The organism is Serpentinimonas maccroryi (assembly GCF_000828915.1).
Classification (GTDB): domain Bacteria; phylum Pseudomonadota; class Gammaproteobacteria; order Burkholderiales; family Burkholderiaceae_C; genus Serpentinimonas; species Serpentinimonas maccroryi.
Window position 1 is genome coordinate 1,269,239 of the sequence record NZ_AP014569.1, and the last position, 20,368, is coordinate 1,289,606.

Consider the following 20,368-nt stretch of genomic DNA (forward strand, 5'->3'; position numbering starts at 1 on the left):
CTCTCAGGCCGGGCTGCGCTCGCGGCCGCTGCTGTCGGCTTTGGTGTCGGTGTAGCGGCCAAAGGCGTTGAGGCGGGCGTGGCGCTGCTCGATCAGCTCTTTGGGTTTGAGGTCGACCACTTGGCGCAGGGCGTCGGTGAGCGCGCGCTTGAGGAAGGCCGCCATCTGCTTGGGGTCGCGGTGCGCGCCGCCCACCGGTTCGCTCACGATTTTGTCTACCAGCCCCAGCGCCTTGAGACGGTGCGCGGTGATGCCCAGCGCCTCGGCGGCGTCGCTGGCGCGCTCGCTGGTTTTCCACAGAATGGAGGCGCAGCCTTCGGGGCTGATGACCGAATAGACCGCGTACTGCAGCATCAGCACCTGATCGGCCACGGCGATGGCCAGCGCGCCACCCGAGCCGCCCTCGCCGATGATGGTGCTGATGATCGGCACCTCGAGCTGCGCCATCTCGTAGATGTTGCGCCCGATGGCCTCGGACTGGCTGCGTTCCTCGGCGTCGATGCCGGGGTAGGCGCCGGGGGTGTCCACAAAGGTGAACACCGGCAGCCGGAACTTCTCGGCCAGCTTCATCAGGCGCAGCGCTTTGCGGTAGCCCTCGGGGCGCGTCATGCCAAAGTTGCGCAGCGTGCGCTCTTTGGTGTCGCGCCCTTTTTGCTGGCCCAGCACCACGCAGGGCTGGCCGTTGAAGCGCGCCAGCCCGCCGACGATGCTCTGGTCGTCGGCAAAGTGGCGGTCGCCGTGCAGCTCGACAAAATGGCTAAAAATTTCGCGCACGTAATCGAGCGTGTAGGGGCGCTCGCTGTGGCGGGCGATCTTGGTCACCTGCCAGGGCGTGAGGTGGGTGTAGAGGTCTTTGGTGAGCTGCAGGCTTTTTTTGCTCAGCTGCTCGATCTCTTGCGAGATATCGACCGCCGACTCGCTCTGCACGTAGCGCAGCTCTTCGATTTTGCTTTCAAGCTCGGCGAGGGGCTGCTCGAAATCGAGAAAAACTTTTTTGGCCAAGATCGGGCTCCTGGTTCGGGGTCAATGAACAGTCAAAGTGCAAACGGGGCTGGGCTGCGGCGGCTCAGAGACTGAGAAGCCATTCAATAAGCCACCGGCAGCGGGTCGAGCGAGCGCCAAATATACCAAGTCGCCACGCTGCAGTAAGGCGCCCAGGGGGCGGCGACTTCGCGCGCGTCGCTGCGGCTCACCGGCTCGCCCGAAAAATAACTCTGGCTGATGCCGCGGATCAGCCCCACGTCGTCGAGCGGTAGCACGTTGGGGCGCAGCAGGTGAAAGATGAGGAACATCTCGGCCGTCCAGCGCCCGATGCCGCGGATCGCCACCAGTTGTTTGACGATGGCCTCGTCGTCCATGCCCGGCCATTCGTCGGGGCGCAGGTGGCCGCTGTCGAAGTGCAAGGCCAGATCGACCAGATACTCGACCTTGCGCGCGCTCAGGCCGGCGGCGCGCATTTCATCGACGCGCAGGCGCAACAAGGCCGCGGGTTCGAACTGCGGCAGCAGCTTTTCGAAGCGCTGCCAAACGGCTTGCGCCGCCGCCACCGAAATCTGCTGACCGATGACGCTGCGCACCAGAGTAACGAAGGGGTCGCCGTGCGACTGCAGGCCGGCGTGCGTGGTTTGGGGGATGAGTTTGCACAGCACCCGGTCGCGCTCGATCAGGTGCGTGCAGGCCTCGGCCCAATAGGGCGGCAGACGGCAGACTGGCATCAGGCCCGCACCCATGTGGTGCCTTGGGCGCTGTCTTGCAGCAGCACGCCTTGGTCTTGCAGCTGCAGGCGGATACGGTCGGCCAAGGCAAAGTCGCGCGCGGCCTTGGCGGCGCGACGCTCGGCGATCAGGGCCTCGATGGCGCTCGCTGGCAAGCCGTCGGCAACGGCTGCCGCCCCCACGCCGCCTTGCAAAAACGCTTGCGGCTCTTGCTGCAGCAGCCCCAAAATGGCACCCAGCGCCTTGAGCAACGCTGCCAAGGCGGCGCTGCGGCTGCGGTTGACTTCGGTGGCCAACTCGAACAGCAGCGCCAGCGCTTGCGGGGTACCAAAGTCGTCGTCTAGGGCGGCTTTGAAGCGCGCCGCGTGCGGCTCGGCCCAGTCGATGGTTGGGGGGTTGGCGCCCGCACCTGCCGGCGCAGCCGGCACCGCCGCCAGCGCGGTGTAGAGGCGGCGCAAGGCGCTGCGGGCGTCGTCGAGGTGCGCGTCGGAGTAGTTGAGCGCGCTGCGGTAGTGCGCGCGCAGCATGAAAAAGCGCAGCGTTTCGGGCTCGTAGCGCTGCAGCACCTCGCGGATGGTGAAAAAGTTGCCCAAGCTCTTGGACATTTTTTCTTCATCGACGCGCACAAAGCCGTTGTGCATCCAAAAGCGCGCCAAGGGCTGGCCGCTGGCGCCTTCGCTTTGGGCAATTTCGTTTTCGTGGTGCGGAAATTGCAGGTCGGCACCGCCGCCGTGGATGTCGAAAGACTCGCCCAGCAACGCGCAGCTCATGGCCGAGCACTCGATGTGCCAGCCCGGCCGCCCGGCGCCGTAAGGGCTGGGCCACTGCACGTCGGCGGGCTCGTCGGGCTTGGCCGCTTTCCAGAGCACGAAGTCGAGCGGGTCGCGCTTGTCGTCGGCCACGGCCACGCGCTCGCCGGCGCGCAGCTCGTCGAGGCTCTTGCCCGAGAGCTTGCCGTAGCCGGCAAAGGCGCGCACGGCGTAGTTCACATCGCCGTCGGCGGCGCGGTAGGCCAGCCCCTTTTGCTCCAGCTGCCCGATCAGGGCCAGCATCTGCGGCACGTAGTCGGTGGCGCGCGGTTCGTGGGTCGGGCGCTCAATGCCCAGCGCGTCGGCGTCTTGGTGCAGGGCCTCGACCATGCGCGTGGTCAGGCTGCGGATGGTTTCGCCGTTGTGCAGCGCGCGGGCAATGATCTTGTCGTCGATGTCGGTGATGTTGCGCACGTAGGTCACGCGGTAGCCGCTGGCCTTGAGCCAGCGCTGCACCACGTCGAAAGCCAGCATGGAGCGCGCGTGCCCGAGGTGGCACAGGTCATAAACCGTCATGCCGCAGACGTAGAGGCGCACATGGCCGGGCTGCAGCGGCTGGAAGGTTTCGAGGCGGCGCGTGAGCGTGTTGTGGATGCGCAGGGTCATGGGCGGGGGGCAAATCGAGGGAATCTGGGCACCTGTGCCCAAACGGCTGGGCTTGGGGGCTGCACGGCAAGCCATCAGAACACAAAACGGTGTGCACAGCGCAGCAATCAGCAGGGCGTCCCGTGGGGCCTACAACCGGACCCACCGTGGGACTAAAGGCTGAACAAGCCCGAATCGGGGCCGCGCAGATACAATCCGGTAAGTATATCGGCGCCGTCGCTGCCGCCGCCGCTGCCGTTACCGGTTTCTGCTTTTGAGCACCAGCCCGCCCCCTTTGCACATGCCCTTTGCCCCCACTGCCCGCCGCTGGCGGCCCTTGCGCCCGCGCCACGCCCACCACCTGCTGGCCGCTGCCCTGCTGGCGCTGCTGCTCGGGTTGGGCCTAGGCGCCCCGGCGCTGGCGCAAGACGCCCCCTACGACGCGGTGCAGCGCCAAAGCCAGGCCGGCGACTGGCCCGCCGCGCTGGCGCAGGCCGACGCCTGGCTGGCGCAGCACCCGGCCGATGCGCAGATGCGTTTTATGCGCGCCGTGCTGCTGCAGCGCATGGGCCAGACGGATGCCGCCCAAGCCGCCTTCACCGCCCTGGTGCAAGAGCACCCGGAGCTGCCCGAACCGCACAACAACCTGGCCGTGCTGCACGCCGCCGCCGGGCGTTTGCTCGAAGCGCAACTGGCCCTCGAGCAGGCGCTGCGCCTGCACCCGCACTACGCCACCGCATGGCGCAACTTGGGCGATGTGCAGTTGCAACGCGCCGCCGAAGCCTATCGCCGCGCCCTTGAGCAGACACCGCACGCCCCCGGCCTAGCCCAGCGGCTGCAGGCGCTCGAGGCCTTGCTGGTTACCACCGCACCGGCGCGCTGACGCCTAAGCCACGCCCCAGCTCCCCTGGTGTTCTGCCCACAACCGCCCCCCTCTGCCCCCACCACTCGCCATACCCCATGCAACGTCGCCACTTCGCCCCCCTCCTGCTCGGCTCGGTCGCGCTCGCCAGCGCCCTGGGGTTGAGTAGCGCCCATGCGCAAGCGCCCACAGCCGCCCCGGCCTCTGGCACCACACCCGCTGCGGCCCCGCGCGTCACCCTTAACACCAATCTGGGTGCGATCGTGCTCGAGCTCGACCCGGTGCGCGCGCCGCTGACGGTGCAAAACTTTCTGCAATACGTGCGCGACGGCCACTACCACGGCACCGTGTTTCACCGCGTCATCCCCGGCTTCATGATCCAAGGCGGGGGCTTTACGGCCGACATGCAGCAAAAGCCCACCCGGCCCCCGATCGCGCTCGAAGCCCGCAACGGCCTGAGCAACCTGCGCGGCACGGTGGCCATGGCGCGCACCCAGGTGCCCGATTCGGCCACGGCGCAGTTCTTCATCAACGTCGTGGACAACCCCATGCTCGATCAGCCGCGCTCGCCCGACGGCCACGGTTACGCCGTCTTTGGCCGCGTGGTCTCGGGGCTCGACGTGGTCGATCGCATCCGCGCCGTGCCCACCGGCCGCCGGGGCGGGCACGGCAACGTGCCACTGCAACCCGTCACCATCCTCAACGCCACTTTGGAGCAATAAACACCATGGCCAACCCGCAAGTCGCACTGCACATCGCCGGTCGCGGCGTCATCACCCTCGAACTCGACGCCGACAAGGCGCCCATTTCGGCCGCCAATTTCCTCGCCTACGTGCGCAGCGGCCACTACGACGGCACCGTGTTTCACCGCGTGATCGACGGCTTCATGCTCCAAGGCGGCGGCTTTGCCCCCGGCATGAAGCAAAAGCCCACGCTCGACCCAATCGAAAACGAGGCCAACAACGGCCTCAAAAACGACCGCTACACGGTGGCCATGGCGCGCACCTCGGCGCCGCATTCGGCTTCGGCGCAGTTCTTTATCAACGTGGCCGACAACGGCTTTTTGAACCACACCGCCCCCACCGCGCAGGGCTGGGGCTACGCCGTGTTTGGCAAAGTGATCGCCGGCACCGAGGTGGTGGACGCGATCCGCAGCGTCAAGACCGGGCGCAAGGGCATGCACGACGATGTGCCGCTGGACGACGTGGTGCTGGAAAAAGCCGTCGAGCTGGCGGGCAGCGCAGCCTGATGCAGCCCCTGCCGGGATGGTTGCCGGGCTGCGAGTAGGCCCGGCGGCCGCCCCGGCTGCACCGGCCGCATACCACCATCCCAGCCATCCCCTTGCGCTTGGCCCCTTGCGCCCCATGAAGCGCGCACCGACGCACATCACCCTGCGACCATGAACGATGCCACCCTGACGGCGGCGCAGCGGGCGCTGCCCACACCCGATCGCGTCTGCGCCGCCCCCGAGTGGGCACGAGTCGAGTTCATCTCCGACCTGCACCTGCGCCCCGAAGACCCCGACACCGCATCGGCTTGGCTGCACTACCTCGAACACGGCCGCTTCGACGCCCTGTTCATTCTGGGCGACCTGTTCGAGCTCTGGTTCGGCGACGACATGCTGCAGCGCCCGAACGCAACCCCCGACAGCACGCTGCTGCAGCGCAGCGTGGCCGCGCTGGCTGCAGCCAGCGCGCGCGCGCCGATCTACCTGATGCACGGCAACCGCGACTTTCTGCTCGGCAGTGCCTTTGCCGAAACCAGCGGCGTGCGCCTGATCGCCGACCCCTGCGTGCTCGAATACGCCGGCCAGCGCTGGCTGCTCAGCCACGGTGACGCCTGGTGCCTAGAAGACCGCAGCTACCAAAGTTTTCGCCAGATGGTGCGCGCACCCGACTGGCAGCGGGGCTTTCTGGCACGCCCACTGGCCGAACGCGAGGCGCTGGCGCGCATGGCGCGCCACACCAGCGAAAGCCAGCGCAGCGTGGGCTCGGGCTCGGGCTCGGGCTCGGGCTCGGGCTCGGGCAATGGCAGCACCACCGGCGCGGCCCAAGCGGCTGGCCCCGACTACGCCGACTTAGACGCCGTCACCGTCTGCGACTGGCTTCGCGCCACGGCCTGCCAGACCCTGATCCACGGCCACACCCACCGCCCCGGGTTGCACGATCTGGGGCTGGGCTTGCAGCGCCTGGTGCTGAGCGACTGGTGCGGCCTGAGTCAACCGCCGCGGCGCGAGGTGCTGCGGCTCGACCGCTTGGGCCAGTTCAGCCGCCTGAGCCCGGAACAGGCCACCGCACAAACACCGGCCGTGCCGCCACCGACCGCACAGCCACCGGCCGCCCACATGGCCGCTGCCCAAGCAGCCGCCGCACCGCTGCCCCGGCCAGCGGCATGAGCCCGGCGCCGCGCTGGTTGCGCGTGCTGCGCCACAGCCGCTGGGCCCGCGCGCTGACGCGCTGGCTGGGCGGCGCACCGCCCATCCCGGCGGGCCTTTGGCGGCACGTGGTGCAGGCGCAGCCCTTCTTGCACCGGCTGGAGCCCGGCCAGCTCGAGCGTTTGCAGCTCTTGTGCCGCCATTTTTTGGCCCAAAAAACCTTCAGCGGCGCCAACGGCTTGCAGATCAACGACGAGATCGCCCTGACCATCGCCACCCAAGCCTGCCTGCCGTGGATCCATTGGGGCCTGACGGGGCTGGACTGGTACCGGGGTTTTGTCGGCATCGTGGTGCACCCGGATGAAGTCTGGGCTCAGCGCGAAGAAACCGACGAGGCCGGCGTGGTGCACCGCTGGCGCGAGGCGCTGGCGGGCGAAGCCATGCAGGGCGGGCCGCTGATGCTGGCTTGGTCGCACGTGCGCACGGCCAGCGCCAAGGCGCAGCAGGGCCACAACCTGGTGATCCACGAGTTTGCGCACCAGATCGACCTGCGCCACAAATCGCGCCACCAAGCGGCCGACGGCTGCCCCCGGTTGCCGAACGGCTTTCTGGGGCTGGCAGCGCCGGCCGCGGCGCAACACTGGCGCACGCTCTGGGGCCAGCAGCACCGCCGCTTTGTGCGCGAGGTGCAAATGGCCGAGCGCTTCGGTGCCCCCATGCCGTGGCTCGACGCCTACGGCGCCACCGATGCGGCCGAGTTTTTTGCCGTGGCCTGCGAGGCCTATACGGTGCAGCGGGCGCGCTTCGGGGCCGAATTCCCGCTGTTGCTGCCGCTGCTGGATGCTTTTTTCAAGCACCCGGCGGCGGCAACCGCAGCGCCTTAGCGGCGCAGCAGCACCTTGAGCACCGCCTGCAAGCGCTCGGCGGCGGCGGCGTCGTGGGGGCTGGCCAGCACCTGTGCCACGTCGTGGGCCCAGGTTTGCGCCGGGGCCGGGTCGTGGCGGCGCGTGAGCAGTTGCAGTTGCAGGGCGCGCCGTGCCTCGAGGTGCGCCGCCGGGGTAGGCAGTTCGGCCGCCATTTCGAGCCGCAGCAGGTGCGTGCCGCGCGCGGCTGCAGCCGCCTCGGAACCCGCTTGGGCCAGAGCCGCGGCCCACGCCGCACGCGCGGCGGCGGCGGCCTTGCCGCCCAGGGCCTGCGCGCTCGGCAACTCGGTGGGGTTGCGTTGCTGCCAGGCAGCGAGCAAACCCATCAGCGCCTCGCCGTGGGCCTGCGTGGCCAGCTTTTTGAGAGCCAGCTCGGCTTGCTCTAGCGCCTGGCGCTGGGCGCGGAAGGCTGCGTCGCCCAAGCGTGGGCCGCGCTCCTCGCGCTCGTGGCTGCGCCAATCGGCGCGCTCGCCACCGCGCTGCGCACCACGTGCGTCGCCCGGGAAACCCTCGCGTGGGCCTTTGCGGGCATCGCGGCCCGCAGCACCCGGACGGCCGGACTGGGGCTGCGCACGCGCCATGCCGGGCCGGTCGTCGCCACGCATGGCCACCAGCTTGCGCGGGGCGGCAGTAGGAGTGGCGGCATGGGTAGCAGGGGCTTTGCTATCGGACTCGGACTCGGGCTGGGCCTCGGCCGGGGGCGATGGCGGAGTTTGGGACTCGGCCTGCGCGTCTGTGCTCAGGGCAACGTCGGGGGTAGCGGGGGTGGCACCCGGCTCATCCCCCGCTTGCGCTTCGGCCGCATCGGCGTCGGCCCCTGCCGCAGCCGGTTCTGGCTGGCTGGGGGTGAGTGCTGGTGCCACGGCGGGTACGCTTTGGCCGCGCAGCACGGCGTGCAAGGCGTCGCTGGCGCTGCGGATGCGCTGCGCGTCGCCGGCAGCGCAGGCGGCTTCGAGCGCTTGGGCGGCTTGCAGCACGGCTTGGTCGTGCGCGCTCAGGGCGGCGGCAACGTGCACGCGCTCGGCCGTCTTGCGCTCGAAGGCGGCGTCGATGGGCTGCCTAAAGGCCTCCCACAGCTTTTGCTCGAGGCGCCGGTCCAGCGGCACGGCGTGCGCTTCTTGCTGCCAGCGCTGTTGCAGCGCCTTGACGGCGTCGATGCGCAAGGCGGGCATCTGGCCCAGCGCCTGGGCCTCGGCAATCAGGGCCTGGCGGCGCTGCACGCTCTGCTCTTGGGCGGCCTCGAGGCGCGCGTGGGCCTGGGCCATGGCTGCTTTCCACAGCGGTTGCAGCTCGGCATAGAGCTTTTCGCTCAGGTGGCCAGACTCGCGCCAGCGCTCCGATAGGGCATGCAGCTCGCGCAGTTGCAGCTTCCAGTCGGTGCTGGTGGCGTGCGCCGCCGTCCAGGCGTGCACTTCGTCGATCAGCGCCAGGCGCTGGGCCCGATTGGCTTGGTTTTGCTGCTTGAGCTGTTCGAGCCAGGCCTCGACCTGCTTGTGTGCCTCGTTGCAGGCTTCATCGAATTTTTTCCACAGCGCCTGGTTGGACGCCCCGCCCTGATCGGTGGCTTTCCACTGCTCGCGCAACTGGCGCAGCGCCTCTTGCACCTTGCGCCCGCCCATGCGCTGCCCCTCGGGGGCCTGGGTGAGCGCGACCGCCTTGGCCAACAGCTCTTCGCGCAACTGGTCGGCGCGCCAGCGCTGCCAGCCCTCGAGCTCGCTGCTGCTGACCAGGGCGGCTTGGGCCTCGGCTTCCAGCGCGGGCGCGATGTGGCGGCCATGGTCTTTGAGCACCTGGCGCAAGGCAGCGGCTGCCTTGGGTGCTGTTTTGCTGTGCCCTTGAGCCAGCTCTTGTTGCAAAGCCTGCAAGGCCGCGGCCACAGCTTGGTTGGCTTGTTGCTGGCGCGCTGCCTGGTCGGCGGCATCGGCTGCGGGTGGCGCCGCCACGCCGCGCAGGGCGCGCAGTTCGTCGGCCCACACCGGCACCGCCGGCAGGGCCACTTGCTCGTCGGTGGTTGCGGCCAAGGCTTGGGCGAGCGCAGCGTCGAAGGCTTCCCAGACCAAGTTGAGCTGGTTGCGCGAGGTTTCGAGTTGTTGCGCGTACTTGGGTTCGAGGCTGGCCCAGGCGGGGTCGGCGCACAAAGCGCTGGCCCGGGTTTGCCAAGCGGCCACGTCGGTGCGCAGGGGTTCGCGCTGCGCTTGCGCCTCGGCCAGCGGCTTGGTCGAGAGCAGCTCGATGCGCTGCGCCAGCAACACCGCGGCCTCGCGCTCCACCTGCACCTGGTGCTGCAGGTCTTCGAGCGCCTTCATGCGCGCGCTCAAGGCCAGCCGCAAACCAGCCAGCGGCTCGCGCGACAGCGGTGCCCCGGCTTTGGCGGCTTCGCGCTGCCAGCCCATGGCGTCGGCCAAGTTGAGGCGCGACTGGGCCAACAGGGCATGTGCCTTGGCTGCCCACTCTTCGGCGATCGCGTCTTGGGCCTTGATGCGCTTGAGCTCGTCGAGTTTGTCCTTGAGCGGCTTGGCCGCACCTTTGTCGCGGTGCGAGAGCTCGCGGTAGACCTCGGTCATTTGCTCGATGCTGGGCTCGCTGGCGAGCCACTCGCGCAGCCGGGTGGCGCGCTCGCCCGAGGTCGGGGACTTGAAAGCCCCTCCGGTCAGGGCGTCGAGTTGCGACAGGTCGGCGGTGGAGGGGGCGGACTTGACAGAGGCGTTCACGGCTTCAGAGGGGGTAGGCAAGGCGACGCGCGCACCCACGAAGGGTGTGGTGCGCGGGCACATCAGGTTAATCGGGATAAGTGCAGGTTCAGCCTTCTATTGTCGCTGCTTTCGCAGCCCAAATGGGCGCGCGACCACAAGCAAATCCGCTCTGGATGCGCCGGCGTGCGCAATTTGCAGCCGTTAAGCCACAATGGCCACAGACTCAGCCTAGCCGGCCACACCATGAGAATGGGACCGGCCTAACCGGCCCACAGGTCCAGCGGCGGGTCGTGCACCACGGCTTTGAGGATGTCGGAGCGGGTGACGAAGCCCTCGAGGCGGCCCTCAGCATCGACCACCGGCAAGCCTTGCAAACCGGTATCGAGCAGCACCAGCGCCAAGCGGCGCAGATCGGCTTGGGCGCTCACGGCGGGCACGGGGCTGATCATCACTTCCGTCACGGGCTGCGCCATCAGGGCCTGCCAGACCAAGGCGTGGCCGTCGGGAGTGGGCAGGCGCTCGGGTTGCATCAGTTCGGCGCGCGTCAGCAGCCCGATGATCATGCCGTTGCGATCCAGCACCGGGGCCTGACCAACGCCGCGCTGGTACAAGGTCCACCAGCCTTGGCGCACGGTCATGTCGTGCTTCAGCGCAATGGGTTTGCGGCTCATGACGTCGGCCACGGTGCGCAGCGCCCGCCTCGCCTGCGGCGCCCGTTGCAACTGGCTGTAGGAACTCAGGGCGTGGGCGCTGCCGCGGTGCTCGGCATGGCGCGCGGCCCCTGCGTCGGCATCGGGCAGGGTCAAAGGGCGATCGAACTCGGGTTCGAGGGCGCGTGTGCGCACGCTGCGCAAGGTGGGCACGACGCGGCGCAAATCCTCCGCCAAACCGCGGTACATGAGCCCAGACGTGCCGTAGATCGCAAACATGAGAACCCCTCAGACACCGATGAAGTGTGTGCCGCATTATCCGGATTCGCCCATTTTGCGCAAGCATTTGCACCACCTTCGCCGAGCCGCTGCGGCTTCTGGCCGGGCTAGCGACACGATCTAGGGCAAAAACAAGGCTTGCAGGTCGTTGAGAAAATCAAAACCGCGCGCACTGGGCCGGATGCGCCAGGCGTCGCGCTCGATCCAGCCTTGGGCTTCGGCCTTGGCCAGCGGGGCTTGGATCGCGCTCAGCGGCAAGCCGGTGCGGGCGGCAAAATCGGCCACGGCAAAGCCCTCGCGCAGGCGCAGCGCGTTGAGCATGAATTCGAACGGCAGCTCGCTCGCCGGCACCTCGTGCTCGCTGGCCACCGGTTGGCCCTGCAAGGCCTGCTCCATGTAGCGCTGCGGGTCGCGCCAGCGCACCTGGCGCAGCACGCGCTGCGCAAAACTGATCTTGCCGTGGGCACCGGCCCCGATGCCGAGGTAGTCGCCAAAGCGCCAGTAGTTCAGGTTGTGCTGGCATTGGCGATCGGCCCGGGCATAGGCCGACACCTCATAGCGCTGCAGCCCGGCGCTGGCGCAGCGCGCGCCGATGGCGTCGAGCATGGTCCAAGCGCTGTCGTCGTCGGGCAAATGCGGCGGCGGATGCTTGGCAAACACGGTGTTGGGCTCGAGCGTGAGGTGGTAGAGCGACAGGTGCGGCGGCGCGTAGAACAGGGCGCGCTCGAGGTCGTGCTGCAAATCGGCCAGCGTCTGCCCCGGCAGTGCGTACATCAGATCGAGGTTGAAGGACTCAAAGTGCTGCGCGGCTTCGGCCACCGCCGCGTGCGCCTGGGCGGCGTCGTGCACCCGGCCCAGCGCCTGCAAAAAGCGGTCGTCAAAGGATTGCACGCCCACGCTCAGGCGCGTCACGCCGGCGCTGCGGTAGTCGGCAAAGCGCTCGCGCTCGAAGCTGCCGGGATTGGCTTCGAGCGTGATTTCGGCCTCGGGCAGCAGCGGCAGCAGGGCGCGCAGGTCGGACAACAAGCGCCCGAGCGCCTCGGGCGGCAGCAGGCTGGGCGTGCCGCCACCCAAAAAGACGCTGTGCACGGCGCGCCCCCAGACCAGCGGCAGGCTGGCTTCGAGGTCGGCGCGCAGGGCTTGCAGGTAGCGCGCCCAAGGGGGGGCGGCGGCGCCGTCGATGGCGTGGGAATTGAAGTCGCAGTAGGGGCACTTTTTGATGCACCACGGCAGGTGCACGTACAGGCTCAGCGGCGGCAGGCTTGAGAGCTGGACGCGCCCCGGGCGCTCTAGGCGCACGCTCTGGCTGCTCACCGGGCTGGCGCTGGGGCTGGCGCTCACGCCGCGCCTTCCAGCCCCAGCCAGCGCTGGCGCATCAGCTCCAGCATGGCACGGGCCGCTTGGCCGCGGTGGCTGAGGCGGTTTTTGAGCTCGGGTGGCAACTGGGCGCAGGTTTGCCCGTGCTCGGGCAGGTAGAGCACGGGGTCGAAGCCAAAGCCGTGCGTCCCCACCGCTTCGGTGGTGATGAGGCCATGCAGACGGCCGCTGGCCACCAGGGGCTCGGGGTCGTCGGGGGTGCGCAGCGCCACCAGGGTGCTGACCAAGGCCGCGCGCCGGTCGCTCAAGCCCTGCATCTGCTCGAGCAGGGCGCGCACGTTGTGGGCGTCGCCCTTGGGGTAGCCAAAGCGGGTGGCGTAAAAAGCGGTGTCCACCCCCGGCTGGCCGCCAAAGGCCTCGACGCACAGGCCGGCGTCGTCGGCCAGCGCGGGCAAGCCGCTGGCGGCGCTGGCGTGGCGCGCCTTGGCCAGCGCGTTTTCTACAAAGGTGCGGTGCGGCTCGGCGGCCTCGGGGATACCCAATTCGGCCTGGCTTTGCAAGCGCACGCCCAAAGGTCCAAACAAGGCTTGCAGCTCGGCCAGCTTGCCCGCGTTGTGGGTGGCCAGCACCAGCGTCAGGGCCGGCTTCAACATGGCCCCAAGGCACCAGCAGGCAAACCGACCGCCACGCGCTGCAGCCCGATGAGCTCGGTGATGCCGCTTTCGGCCAAGCGCAGCATCTGGCCCATTTGCTCGTGGCTAAAAGGTTGGCCTTCGGCGGTGCCCTGCACCTCCACGAAATGGCCGGCACCGGTCATGACCACGTTCATATCGGTGTCGCAGGCCGAGTCTTCGTCGTAGTCTAGGTCGAGCAGCGCCAGCCCTTGCAGCAGCCCCACCGACACCGCCGCCACCGGTTGGAGCAAGGGTGACTGCGCCAGCCGGCCTTGCGCCAGCAGGAACTGCACCGCGTCGTGCGCCGCCACCCAGGCGCCGGTGATGGCGGCGGTGCGGGTGCCGCCGTCGGCTTGCAGCACATCGCAGTCCAGCGTCAGGGTGCGCTCGCCCAGCGCCTGCAAGTCGAACACCGCGCGCAGCGAGCGCCCGATCAGGCGCTGGATCTCTTGCGTGCGCCCGCTTTGCTTGCCCTTGGCGGCCTCGCGCGCACTGCGGGTGTGGGTGGCACGCGGCAGCATGCCGTATTCGGCCGTCACCCAGCCGGCGCCGCTGCCCTTCTGGTGCGGCGGCACCTTGTCTTCGACACTGGCGGTGCACAGCACCCGCGTACGGCCAAACTCGACCAGCACCGAGCCTTCGGCGTGGCAGGTGTAGGCGCGGGTGATGCGCACCGGGCGCAAGGCATGGGCCGGGCGGGCGTCGAGGCGCTGGCTCGCTTGAATGTCTGGTTGGATGGTCAAGGCGGATGCAGGAATCATGATAAATGTTGCAAATATTAGGGTCGGTTGCGGCCATTGGCGGTGCGGCGGATGGCGGCTTGGATCTCATCGATCGATTGCTCGATGCGCTCCAGATCGAACACATCGCTATCCGCCCCGGAGGGCGGCTGGTTGTGGGCATTTGGCTTAGGGGCTGCGTCGAATGTGGCTTGGGGCGCCGGCTCGGCAGCTCCGGCGCCCTCCCACTCCAGCGCCAGCAGAGACACGTTGTCGCTGTGCGGGCCGGCCTTGAGCAAGGCCAGGCGCACCATGTCGGGTACGCCATCGCGCAGCGAGCGCCCTTGCAGGCCAGAAGCGATTGCGTCGTCGCTCAAGGGCGACCACAAGCCATCAGAACACAACAGCAACTGATCGCCAGGGCGCAGCGCCAAAGGGCCGGTGTGATCGAACAAAGGCGGCGTGGACGAACCCAAACAAGTAAAAAGCAGATTCCGATTGGGCGGAGGGGGCAGGTGCGCAAACAGCTCAGGCTTGTCATGGTGGCTGTGGTCGCGCGTGCGAAACCACACCCGCCCGTCGCGCAACCCGTATAAGCGCGAGTCGCCTGCGTGCACTGCCCACAGTTGGCCGTCTTGCAGCACCGCCGCCACCAAGGTGGTGCGCGGCTGCTCGGGCAGGTCGTTGGAGCGGGCGTAATCGACGATGGCGCGGTTGGCTTGCAGCAAAGTGTGCTGCAGAAAAACCGGCGGGTTGGCCAGCCGGGGCTTGGCCTGGGCCAGGAAAGACTGGGTATAAATCCGCACCGCAATCTCGGCCGCACGCTCGCCGCCACTGTAGCCCCCCATGCCATCGGCCAAGACGAGCAAAACCCCCTCCGGAGAGTGGGTGTAGCCCAGGCGGTCCTCGTTGTCGTCGCGCCCTCCTTGGCTGCTGACTTGATAAACCGAAAATTTCATGACTTGGGATAAAAACTGGAGCGCCCCGAGGGCGTGACCGGCAGTTTGGCTGAACCCGGCCAGATGCGGCCGACCTGCTGGCGCAGCTTGTCGGCCAGGCTAGGCGGGGTAAAGGTGGGAACCGGTTCGCGCTGCAATTCTTTTTGTAGCTCGAACACCGACTGCGGCCGCGCGGTGGGCGACATCGCCATACACCACTGCACAACCTCGATCAGGCTGTCGGAGTACAAGCCACGCAGGCGCGACATGGCCAGCGGCAGCCGGTCTTTTTCGAGGCGCTGCGGCGCGTCATGGGGCGGGTAGCCCTGCATGCAAGAGTACAGGCAGGCACCCACGGCGTACAGATCGGTCCAGGGGCCCAACTGGGCACCGCGCTGGTACATCTCGGGGGCAGCAAAGCCCGGGGTGTACATGGGGCGCACGAAGTTGCCTTCGTTGCTCAGCACCTCGCGCGCGGCGCCAAAATCGATCAACACGGCCTTGTTGGCGTCGGTGATGAACACGTTGGCGGGCTTGATGTCCAGGTGCAGCATTTTGTGCTGATGCACGATACGCAAGCCGCGCAACAACTCATCAAAGAGCGAGCGGATGGTGGCCTCGCGCAAAATCTTTTTGCGCTTGAGCGCGCGCGCCGTGACGATGAACTCTTGCAACGAGGCGCCCTCGAGCAAGTCCATGACCATATAAACGGTCTCGTTTTCGCGAAAAAAATTCTGCACCCCCACCACCGAAGGATGCGAAATCTGCGCCAGCGCCCGTCCTTCTTCAAAAAAACTTTTCAGGCCTAGGCGGTACAGCGAGAGCTTTTCGGGCGGCACCACCGGCAAGAGCTCGCCGGCAGCGCGCAGAACCAAAGCAGCCGGCAGGTACTCCTTGAGCGCCACCTTGAGCCCAGCGGGATCAAGCGCCAGATAAACCAAGCCAAAGCCGCCGCTGGCCAGCAGGCGCACGATCCGGTAACCGCCTATGAGGGTGTCGGGGGGCAGGGGGGCGGGTTTGGTCTTTGACATAATCGGCGCAGAGCGAGCACCCGCAGCTTTGCAATCAGATCAACAAGAGAGTGAATCCGTGCCAGTTTACAGCATGACCGGTTATGCCTGCGCCAGCCAGCGCCTGCGCCCCGCCGCAGCCCCCGAGCACGCGCCCGAACTCGTGCTGGGGGTCGAGATTCGCTCCGTCAACAGCCGCTTTCTGGACTTGGGCTTTCGCTTGAGCGACGAGCTGCGCGCCAGCGAACCAGCGTTGCGCGAGCGCGTGCAAGCGCTTCTCAAGCGCGGCAAGGTCGAGGTGCGCGCGTGGGTCGAGGGCCGGACCGACGCCGGTTGGCGCGCCCCCAGCAGCGCCGAACTGCAAAAACTGCTCGCCATGCAAGACCAAATCCGCACTTGGATGCCGCAAGCGCGCGAGCTCTCGGTGGCCGAGCTGCTGCAGCTGGTGGCGCGTTCGACCCCGCTCCCCAGCGCCCTGACCGAGGCCGTATCCGGCTTGTTCGAGCAGGTGCTGCACGATTTGCGCAGCGCCCGCGAACGCGAAGGCGCACGCTTGGCCCAGACGCTGCACGAGCGCTTGCAGCAACTGCAGGCGCTGGCGCAGCAGGCGCAACCGCTGGTGCCGGCCCAGGTCGAGCAGCAGCGCTTGCGCTTTCTGGAGCGCTGGAACGAGGCCATGGGCCACACCGCCACCGCATCCGTTTCGGCCCCGGCCCCGGCCGCCGCCCAAGAGCGCGCCCTGAGCGAAGCCACCGCCTACGCCCTGCGGCTCGACATCGCCGAGGAACTGACGCGGCTGCAGTCGCACCTCAAGGAAATCGGGCAACTGCTCGAGCGCGGCGGCGAGGTGGGCAAGCGACTCGACTTCCTGATTCAAGAGCTGCAACGCGAGGCCAACACCTTGGGCAGCAAATCGTCCAGCTTGGCGCTGACGCGCATCGCCGTCGATATGAAGGTGCTGATCGAGCAGATGCGCGAACAGGTGCAAAACCTCGAATGAACATGGACTACCCCGGCAACCTCTACGTCGTCTGTGCCGCCAGCGGCACCGGCAAATCGAGCTTGGTCAAGGCCTGGCGCCAAGCCGACGCGCAACTGGCGCTGTCGGTCTCGCACACCACCCGGGCGCCGCGCGGACAGGAGCGCGATGGGCGCGAGTACCACTTCGTGAGCGCCTCGACCTTTGACCAGTTGCTGGCCGAGGGCGCTTTTGTGGAGTGGGCGCACGTGCACGGCCAGCGCTACGGCACCTCGCGCCAGGCGCTGGCCGACGCGCTGCGCAGCGGCGCCGACCTGGTGCTGGAGATCGACTACCAAGGCGCGCTGCAGATCAAGCAGCAGTTCCCCCATGCGGCCCTGATCTTTGTCCTGCCCCCGAGCTGGGACGAGCTGCGCCAGCGCCTGCAGCGGCGTGCCGAAGACAGCGCCGAGGTGATCGAACTGCGGCTGCGCAATGCGGTGGCCGAGGTGGCGCAAGTCGATCGCTTCGACTTCGTTATAATCAACGATTCTTTTGAGCGCGCCTTGCTCGATCTGCAGACGATCGCCCAGGCTCAGCGCTTGCGTGTGGCCACCCAGCGTCGCCAGCGCGCCGCGATCTTCGCGGCCCTGCAAATCTAAGCGCTCAAGCCCCGTCCATTCACTTCAATACGCACCCCATGGCCCGCATCACCGTCGAAGATTGTCTGGAAAAAATCCCCAACCGCTTTCAGCTCGTGTTGGCCGCCACCTACCGGGCGCGCATGCTCAACCAGGGCCACACCCCCAAGGTCGAGAGCAAAAACAAAGCGGTGGTGACCGCCCTGCGCGAAATTGCCGACGGCAAAATCGGGCTGGAAATGCTCAAAAAAGTACCCTCCTGAATCCGGTACCGAACCTCGTACCCAGCCCGGCACCCAGCCCAGCATGGGGCCGCTCGGCCACGCGAGCGCCGGGACTATAGTGGCGTCCGTCATGCAAGCCCAAGCCAAAGCGGCTAAAGTAGCGGGATCATGAGCGAGCAAGCCATCGCCACCACCGAAACCGGCGCCTCGGCCGCACCGCAGGCCTTGGTTGCGGCCCGCTTTTCCGCGCTCGAGGCGGCTTTGGATTACCTCAGCGCCGCCGAAATCGAACAAGTGCGGCAGGCCTTTCGCTTTGCCGACCAAGCCCACGCCGGGCAGTTGCGCAACAACGGCGACCCCTACGTCACGCACCCGATCGCCGTGGCGCTGCAGTGCACCGAATGGAAACTCGATGCCCAAGCCCTGTGCGCGGCGCTGATGCACGACGTGCTCGAAGACTGCGGCTGCACCAAAGACGATCTGGTGCAAGCCTTTGGCCCCCAAGTGGCCGATCTGGTTGACGGCCTGACCAAGCTCGACAAGCTCGAATTCGACAGCCGCGAGCAAAACCAAGCCGAATCTTTTCGCAAAATGCTGCTGGCGATGGCGCGCGACGTGCGCGTGATCCTCATCAAGCTGGCCGACCGCACCCACAACATGCGCACCCTGGGCGACATGCCGCGGCGCAAATGGGGCCGCATCAGCGCCGAAACGCTCGAAATCTACGCCCCCATCGCGCACCGGCTGGGCCTGAACAACAACTACCGCGAACTGCAAGACCTCGCCTTCAGGCACCTGCACCCTTGGCGCTATCAGGCGCTCTCCAAAGCGCTGGACAAATCGCGAACCCGCCGCAAAGACCTCGTGGCCAAGGTGCGCGGCGAGATCGAGGGCGCGTTTTTGCGCCACGGCCTCGAGGCGCGCATTGTCGGGCGTGAAAAAACGCTCTACTCGATCTACAACAAAATGGACAGCAAGCACCTGTCCTTTGCCCAAGTCACCGACCTGTACGGTTTTCGCGTCATCCTGCCCGAGCTGCTGGATTGCTACCGGGCGCTGGGCATCCTGCACCAGATCTACAAACCGCTGCCGGGCAAGTTCCGCGACTACATCGCCATCGCCAAGATGAACGGCTACCAGTCGCTGCACACCACGCTGGTCGGGCCATTGGGCGCCAACATCGAATTCCAGTTGCGCACCCCGGCGATGGACGTGGTGGCCGAATCCGGCGTGGCCGCGCACTGGCTCTACAAATCGAGCGCGCCCGACGCCCAGGCCGCCATCGAGCCCGATGCGCAGTGGCTGCAATCGCTGCTCGACATCCAGCACCTGACGCACGACGCGGCCGAATTTTTGGACCACATCAAGATCGACCTGTTTCCGGATTCGGTCTATGTGTTCACGCCCAAGAGCCGCATCCTCACGCTGGCGCACGGCGCCACGGTGGTGGATTTTGCCTACACCATCCACTCCGATGTCGGCAGCCGCGCCATCGGGGCCAAGGTCAACGGCGAGCAGGTGCCCTTGAGCACCCGGCTCAAAAACGGCGACGTGGTCGAAATCCTCACCTCGCCGCACGCGCAACCCAACCCGGCTTGGCTCGGATTCGTCAAAACCGGGCGCGCGCGCTCCAAAATCCGCAACCACCTCAAAACGCTGGCGCTCGAAGAATCGCACGCACTGGGCGAGCGCTTGCTGCTGCAGGCGCTGCGCGCCGAGGGTTTCATCGGCTTGCCCGACGACGCCGACGAAGCGCACCAAGCGGCGTGGGACAAACTGCTGCGCTTTGCCGGCAACCGCAACCGGCGCGAACTGCTCACCGACCTTGGTCTGGGCAAGCGCATCGCTGGCATGGTGGCCAAAAAACTGGCTGCGCTGCTGGGCGAGATCGGCCACAAGCCCGACGTGCTGCTGATCAGCCAAGAGCGCTACGGCATCGCCGCCGCCGACCAAGCCAGCCAAGGCGTGGTCTCGCTCGACGGCAGCGAAGGCGCCTCGGTGCAATACGCCGACTGTTGCCTGCCGATTCCGGGCGACCGCATCGTCGGCTATCTGGGCAAGGGCGACGGCTTGGTGGTGCACACCGACGACTGCCCCGTCGGCAAGCGCCTGCTGCGCCGCGACAGCGAGCGCTTCCTCGAGGTCGAATGGGCCGAGGAGCCGGCACGGGCGTTCGAGACCAGCGTGCTCGTGACCGTGAACAACGGCACCGGCGTGCTGGCCAAGGTGGCGGCGGCACTGGCGGCGGCAGAGGCCGACATCACGCACCTGCACATGGGCGACGAGCGCGGCCAAAACACCATCGACCTGCGCTTTGCGCTGGCGGTGCGCGACCGCGTGCACCTGGCCCAGGTGCTGCGCCAGCTTAAGCGCACGGCGTCGGTGGTGCGGGCGCAACGCCTGCGGCCGCAGCGGCCGGGTAGCTGACTTCCAGCACCTCCAGCAGCTCCCAACCCGCGGGGGTGTGCACCCGCACCTCATCGCCCACCCGCGCTTTGAGCAGCGCCTGCGCCACGGGTGCCACCCAACTGATCTGCCCCAGGCTCGGTTCGGCCTCGTCGATGCCCAAGATCTGCACCGTGGCCTCGCTGCCGTCGGCGCGAGCGTAGCGTACCCGAGCACCAAAAAACACCTGCTCGCTGCCGTGCTGTAGGCTGGGGTCGACCACCACCGCGATGTCGAGTCGGCGCGTCAAAAAACGGATGCGGCGGTCGATCTCGCGCAGGCGCTTCTTGCCATACAGGTAGTCGCCGTTTTCCGAGCGGTCGCCGTTGCTGGCGGCCCAGTGCACCACCTCGACCACGCGCGGGCGCTCGACGTCGAGCAGGTGCAAGAGCTCGGCGCGCAGGCGCTGGTGGCCGGCGGGTGTGATGTAATTTTTGCCGCCAGCGGGCAGCGCGGCGGCACCGGGGGTATCGTCCGCGCCGTCGTCGGCATCGGTTTCTTTGGTGAAGGCTTTGCTCATGGCACGGGCCCCGTTGCGGGCTAAAAAAACAG

The 20,368-nt window shown here is 67.6% G+C and carries 20 protein-coding genes; 9 read left to right on the forward strand and 11 right to left on the reverse strand.

Annotated elements, in window-relative coordinates:
• Positions 1-3: 3 nt before the first annotated feature.
• The 3 genes from SMCB_RS05830 to cysS all read right to left on the reverse strand — a co-directional run bounded on the left by SMCB_RS05830 (position 4) and on the right by cysS (position 3,130).
• Positions 4-1,002 carry an acetyl-CoA carboxylase carboxyltransferase subunit alpha gene (locus SMCB_RS05830; RefSeq protein WP_045535735.1) on the reverse strand — a complete coding sequence of 333 codons (999 nt, stop codon included), beginning with the start codon at positions 1,000-1,002 and terminating at the stop codon, positions 4-6.
• A gap of 83 nt (positions 1,003-1,085) precedes the next feature.
• On the reverse strand, positions 1,086-1,730 hold the full coding sequence (locus SMCB_RS05835) for a DNA-3-methyladenine glycosylase family protein (protein WP_045535736.1): 645 nt from the start codon (positions 1,728-1,730) through the stop codon (positions 1,086-1,088).
• Positions 1,715-3,130, reverse strand: a complete 1,416-nt coding sequence (gene cysS / locus SMCB_RS05840) for a cysteine--tRNA ligase (RefSeq protein WP_045535737.1) — start codon at positions 3,128-3,130, stop codon at positions 1,715-1,717. The genes SMCB_RS05835 and cysS overlap by 16 nt, the downstream gene beginning before the upstream one ends.
• Positions 3,131-3,410: 280 nt before the next feature.
• Between cysS and SMCB_RS05845 the strand changes: the two genes are divergently transcribed.
• The 5 genes from SMCB_RS05845 (at position 3,411) to SMCB_RS05865 (ending at position 7,229) form a co-directional block, all read left to right on the forward strand.
• On the forward strand, positions 3,411-3,992 hold the full coding sequence (locus SMCB_RS05845; RefSeq protein ID WP_052468436.1) for a tetratricopeptide repeat protein: 582 nt from the start codon (positions 3,411-3,413) through the stop codon (positions 3,990-3,992).
• Positions 3,993-4,069: 77 nt separating this feature from the next.
• Positions 4,070-4,693 carry a peptidylprolyl isomerase gene (locus SMCB_RS05850; RefSeq protein ID WP_045535738.1) on the forward strand — a complete coding sequence of 208 codons (624 nt, stop codon included), beginning with the start codon at positions 4,070-4,072 and terminating at the stop codon, positions 4,691-4,693.
• A gap of 5 nt (positions 4,694-4,698) precedes the next feature.
• Positions 4,699-5,220, forward strand: coding sequence for a peptidylprolyl isomerase (locus SMCB_RS05855; protein ID WP_045535739.1), 522 nt, complete (start codon positions 4,699-4,701; stop codon positions 5,218-5,220).
• A 150-nt stretch (positions 5,221-5,370) separates the two neighbouring features.
• Positions 5,371-6,366 (forward strand): UDP-2,3-diacylglucosamine diphosphatase, encoded by a 996-nt coding sequence (locus SMCB_RS05860; RefSeq protein WP_052468437.1) that lies wholly within the window; start codon positions 5,371-5,373, stop codon positions 6,364-6,366.
• A complete protein-coding gene (locus SMCB_RS05865; protein WP_045535740.1) occupies positions 6,363-7,229 on the forward strand; it encodes a M90 family metallopeptidase in 867 nt (288 codons plus the stop codon). The genes SMCB_RS05860 and SMCB_RS05865 overlap by 4 nt, the downstream gene beginning before the upstream one ends.
• Here SMCB_RS05865 and SMCB_RS05870 read toward each other — a convergent pair.
• From SMCB_RS05870 to SMCB_RS05900, 7 genes are all read right to left on the reverse strand, one after another.
• On the reverse strand, positions 7,226-9,979 hold the full coding sequence (locus SMCB_RS05870) for a DUF349 domain-containing protein (RefSeq protein ID WP_338056290.1): 2,754 nt from the start codon (positions 9,977-9,979) through the stop codon (positions 7,226-7,228). The genes SMCB_RS05865 and SMCB_RS05870 overlap by 4 nt on opposite strands.
• 242 nt (positions 9,980-10,221) lie before the next feature.
• Positions 10,222-10,890: a CBS domain-containing protein gene (locus tag SMCB_RS05875; RefSeq protein WP_045535741.1), complete on the reverse strand. Its 669-nt coding sequence runs from the start codon at positions 10,888-10,890 to the stop codon at positions 10,222-10,224.
• Positions 10,891-11,010: 120 nt separating this feature from the next.
• On the reverse strand, positions 11,011-12,231 hold the full coding sequence (hemW, locus tag SMCB_RS05880) for a radical SAM family heme chaperone HemW (protein ID WP_045535742.1): 1,221 nt from the start codon (positions 12,229-12,231) through the stop codon (positions 11,011-11,013).
• Positions 12,228-12,845: an RdgB/HAM1 family non-canonical purine NTP pyrophosphatase gene (rdgB, locus tag SMCB_RS05885; RefSeq protein WP_045537725.1), complete on the reverse strand. Its 618-nt coding sequence runs from the start codon at positions 12,843-12,845 to the stop codon at positions 12,228-12,230. Before rdgB ends, hemW begins: the two co-directional genes overlap by 4 nt.
• 8 nt (positions 12,846-12,853) lie before the next feature.
• Positions 12,854-13,642, reverse strand: a complete 789-nt coding sequence (rph, locus tag SMCB_RS05890) for a ribonuclease PH (RefSeq protein ID WP_082027264.1) — start codon at positions 13,640-13,642, stop codon at positions 12,854-12,856.
• Positions 13,643-13,659: 17 nt separating this feature from the next.
• Positions 13,660-14,559 carry a PP2C family protein-serine/threonine phosphatase gene (locus SMCB_RS05895; protein WP_045535743.1) on the reverse strand — a complete coding sequence of 300 codons (900 nt, stop codon included), beginning with the start codon at positions 14,557-14,559 and terminating at the stop codon, positions 13,660-13,662.
• Positions 14,556-15,569 (reverse strand): serine/threonine protein kinase, encoded by a 1,014-nt coding sequence (locus SMCB_RS05900; protein ID WP_045535744.1) that lies wholly within the window; start codon positions 15,567-15,569, stop codon positions 14,556-14,558. The genes SMCB_RS05895 and SMCB_RS05900 overlap by 4 nt, the downstream gene beginning before the upstream one ends.
• A 58-nt stretch (positions 15,570-15,627) precedes the next feature.
• Between SMCB_RS05900 and SMCB_RS05905 the strand changes: the two genes are divergently transcribed.
• The 4 genes from SMCB_RS05905 to SMCB_RS05920 all read left to right on the forward strand — a co-directional run bounded on the left by SMCB_RS05905 (position 15,628) and on the right by SMCB_RS05920 (position 19,798).
• Entirely contained in the window at positions 15,628-16,548 is a 921-nt protein-coding gene (locus SMCB_RS05905; RefSeq protein WP_082027265.1) for a YicC/YloC family endoribonuclease, read from the forward strand.
• A gap of 2 nt (positions 16,549-16,550) precedes the next feature.
• On the forward strand, positions 16,551-17,168 hold the full coding sequence (gmk, locus tag SMCB_RS05910; protein WP_045535746.1) for a guanylate kinase: 618 nt from the start codon (positions 16,551-16,553) through the stop codon (positions 17,166-17,168).
• Between the two features lie 38 nt (positions 17,169-17,206).
• Entirely contained in the window at positions 17,207-17,410 is a 204-nt protein-coding gene (rpoZ, locus tag SMCB_RS05915) for a DNA-directed RNA polymerase subunit omega (RefSeq protein ID WP_045535747.1), read from the forward strand.
• 129 nt (positions 17,411-17,539) lie between these two features.
• Positions 17,540-19,798 (forward strand): RelA/SpoT family protein, encoded by a 2,259-nt coding sequence (locus SMCB_RS05920; protein WP_045535748.1) that lies wholly within the window; start codon positions 17,540-17,542, stop codon positions 19,796-19,798.
• On the opposite strand, the gene greB is transcribed toward SMCB_RS05920, so the two are convergent.
• Complete coding sequence (gene greB / locus SMCB_RS05925) at positions 19,737-20,336, reverse strand: transcription elongation factor GreB (RefSeq protein ID WP_045535749.1); 600 nt, start codon at positions 20,334-20,336, stop codon at positions 19,737-19,739. The genes SMCB_RS05920 and greB overlap by 62 nt on opposite strands.
• Between the last annotated feature and the right edge of the window lie 32 nt (positions 20,337-20,368).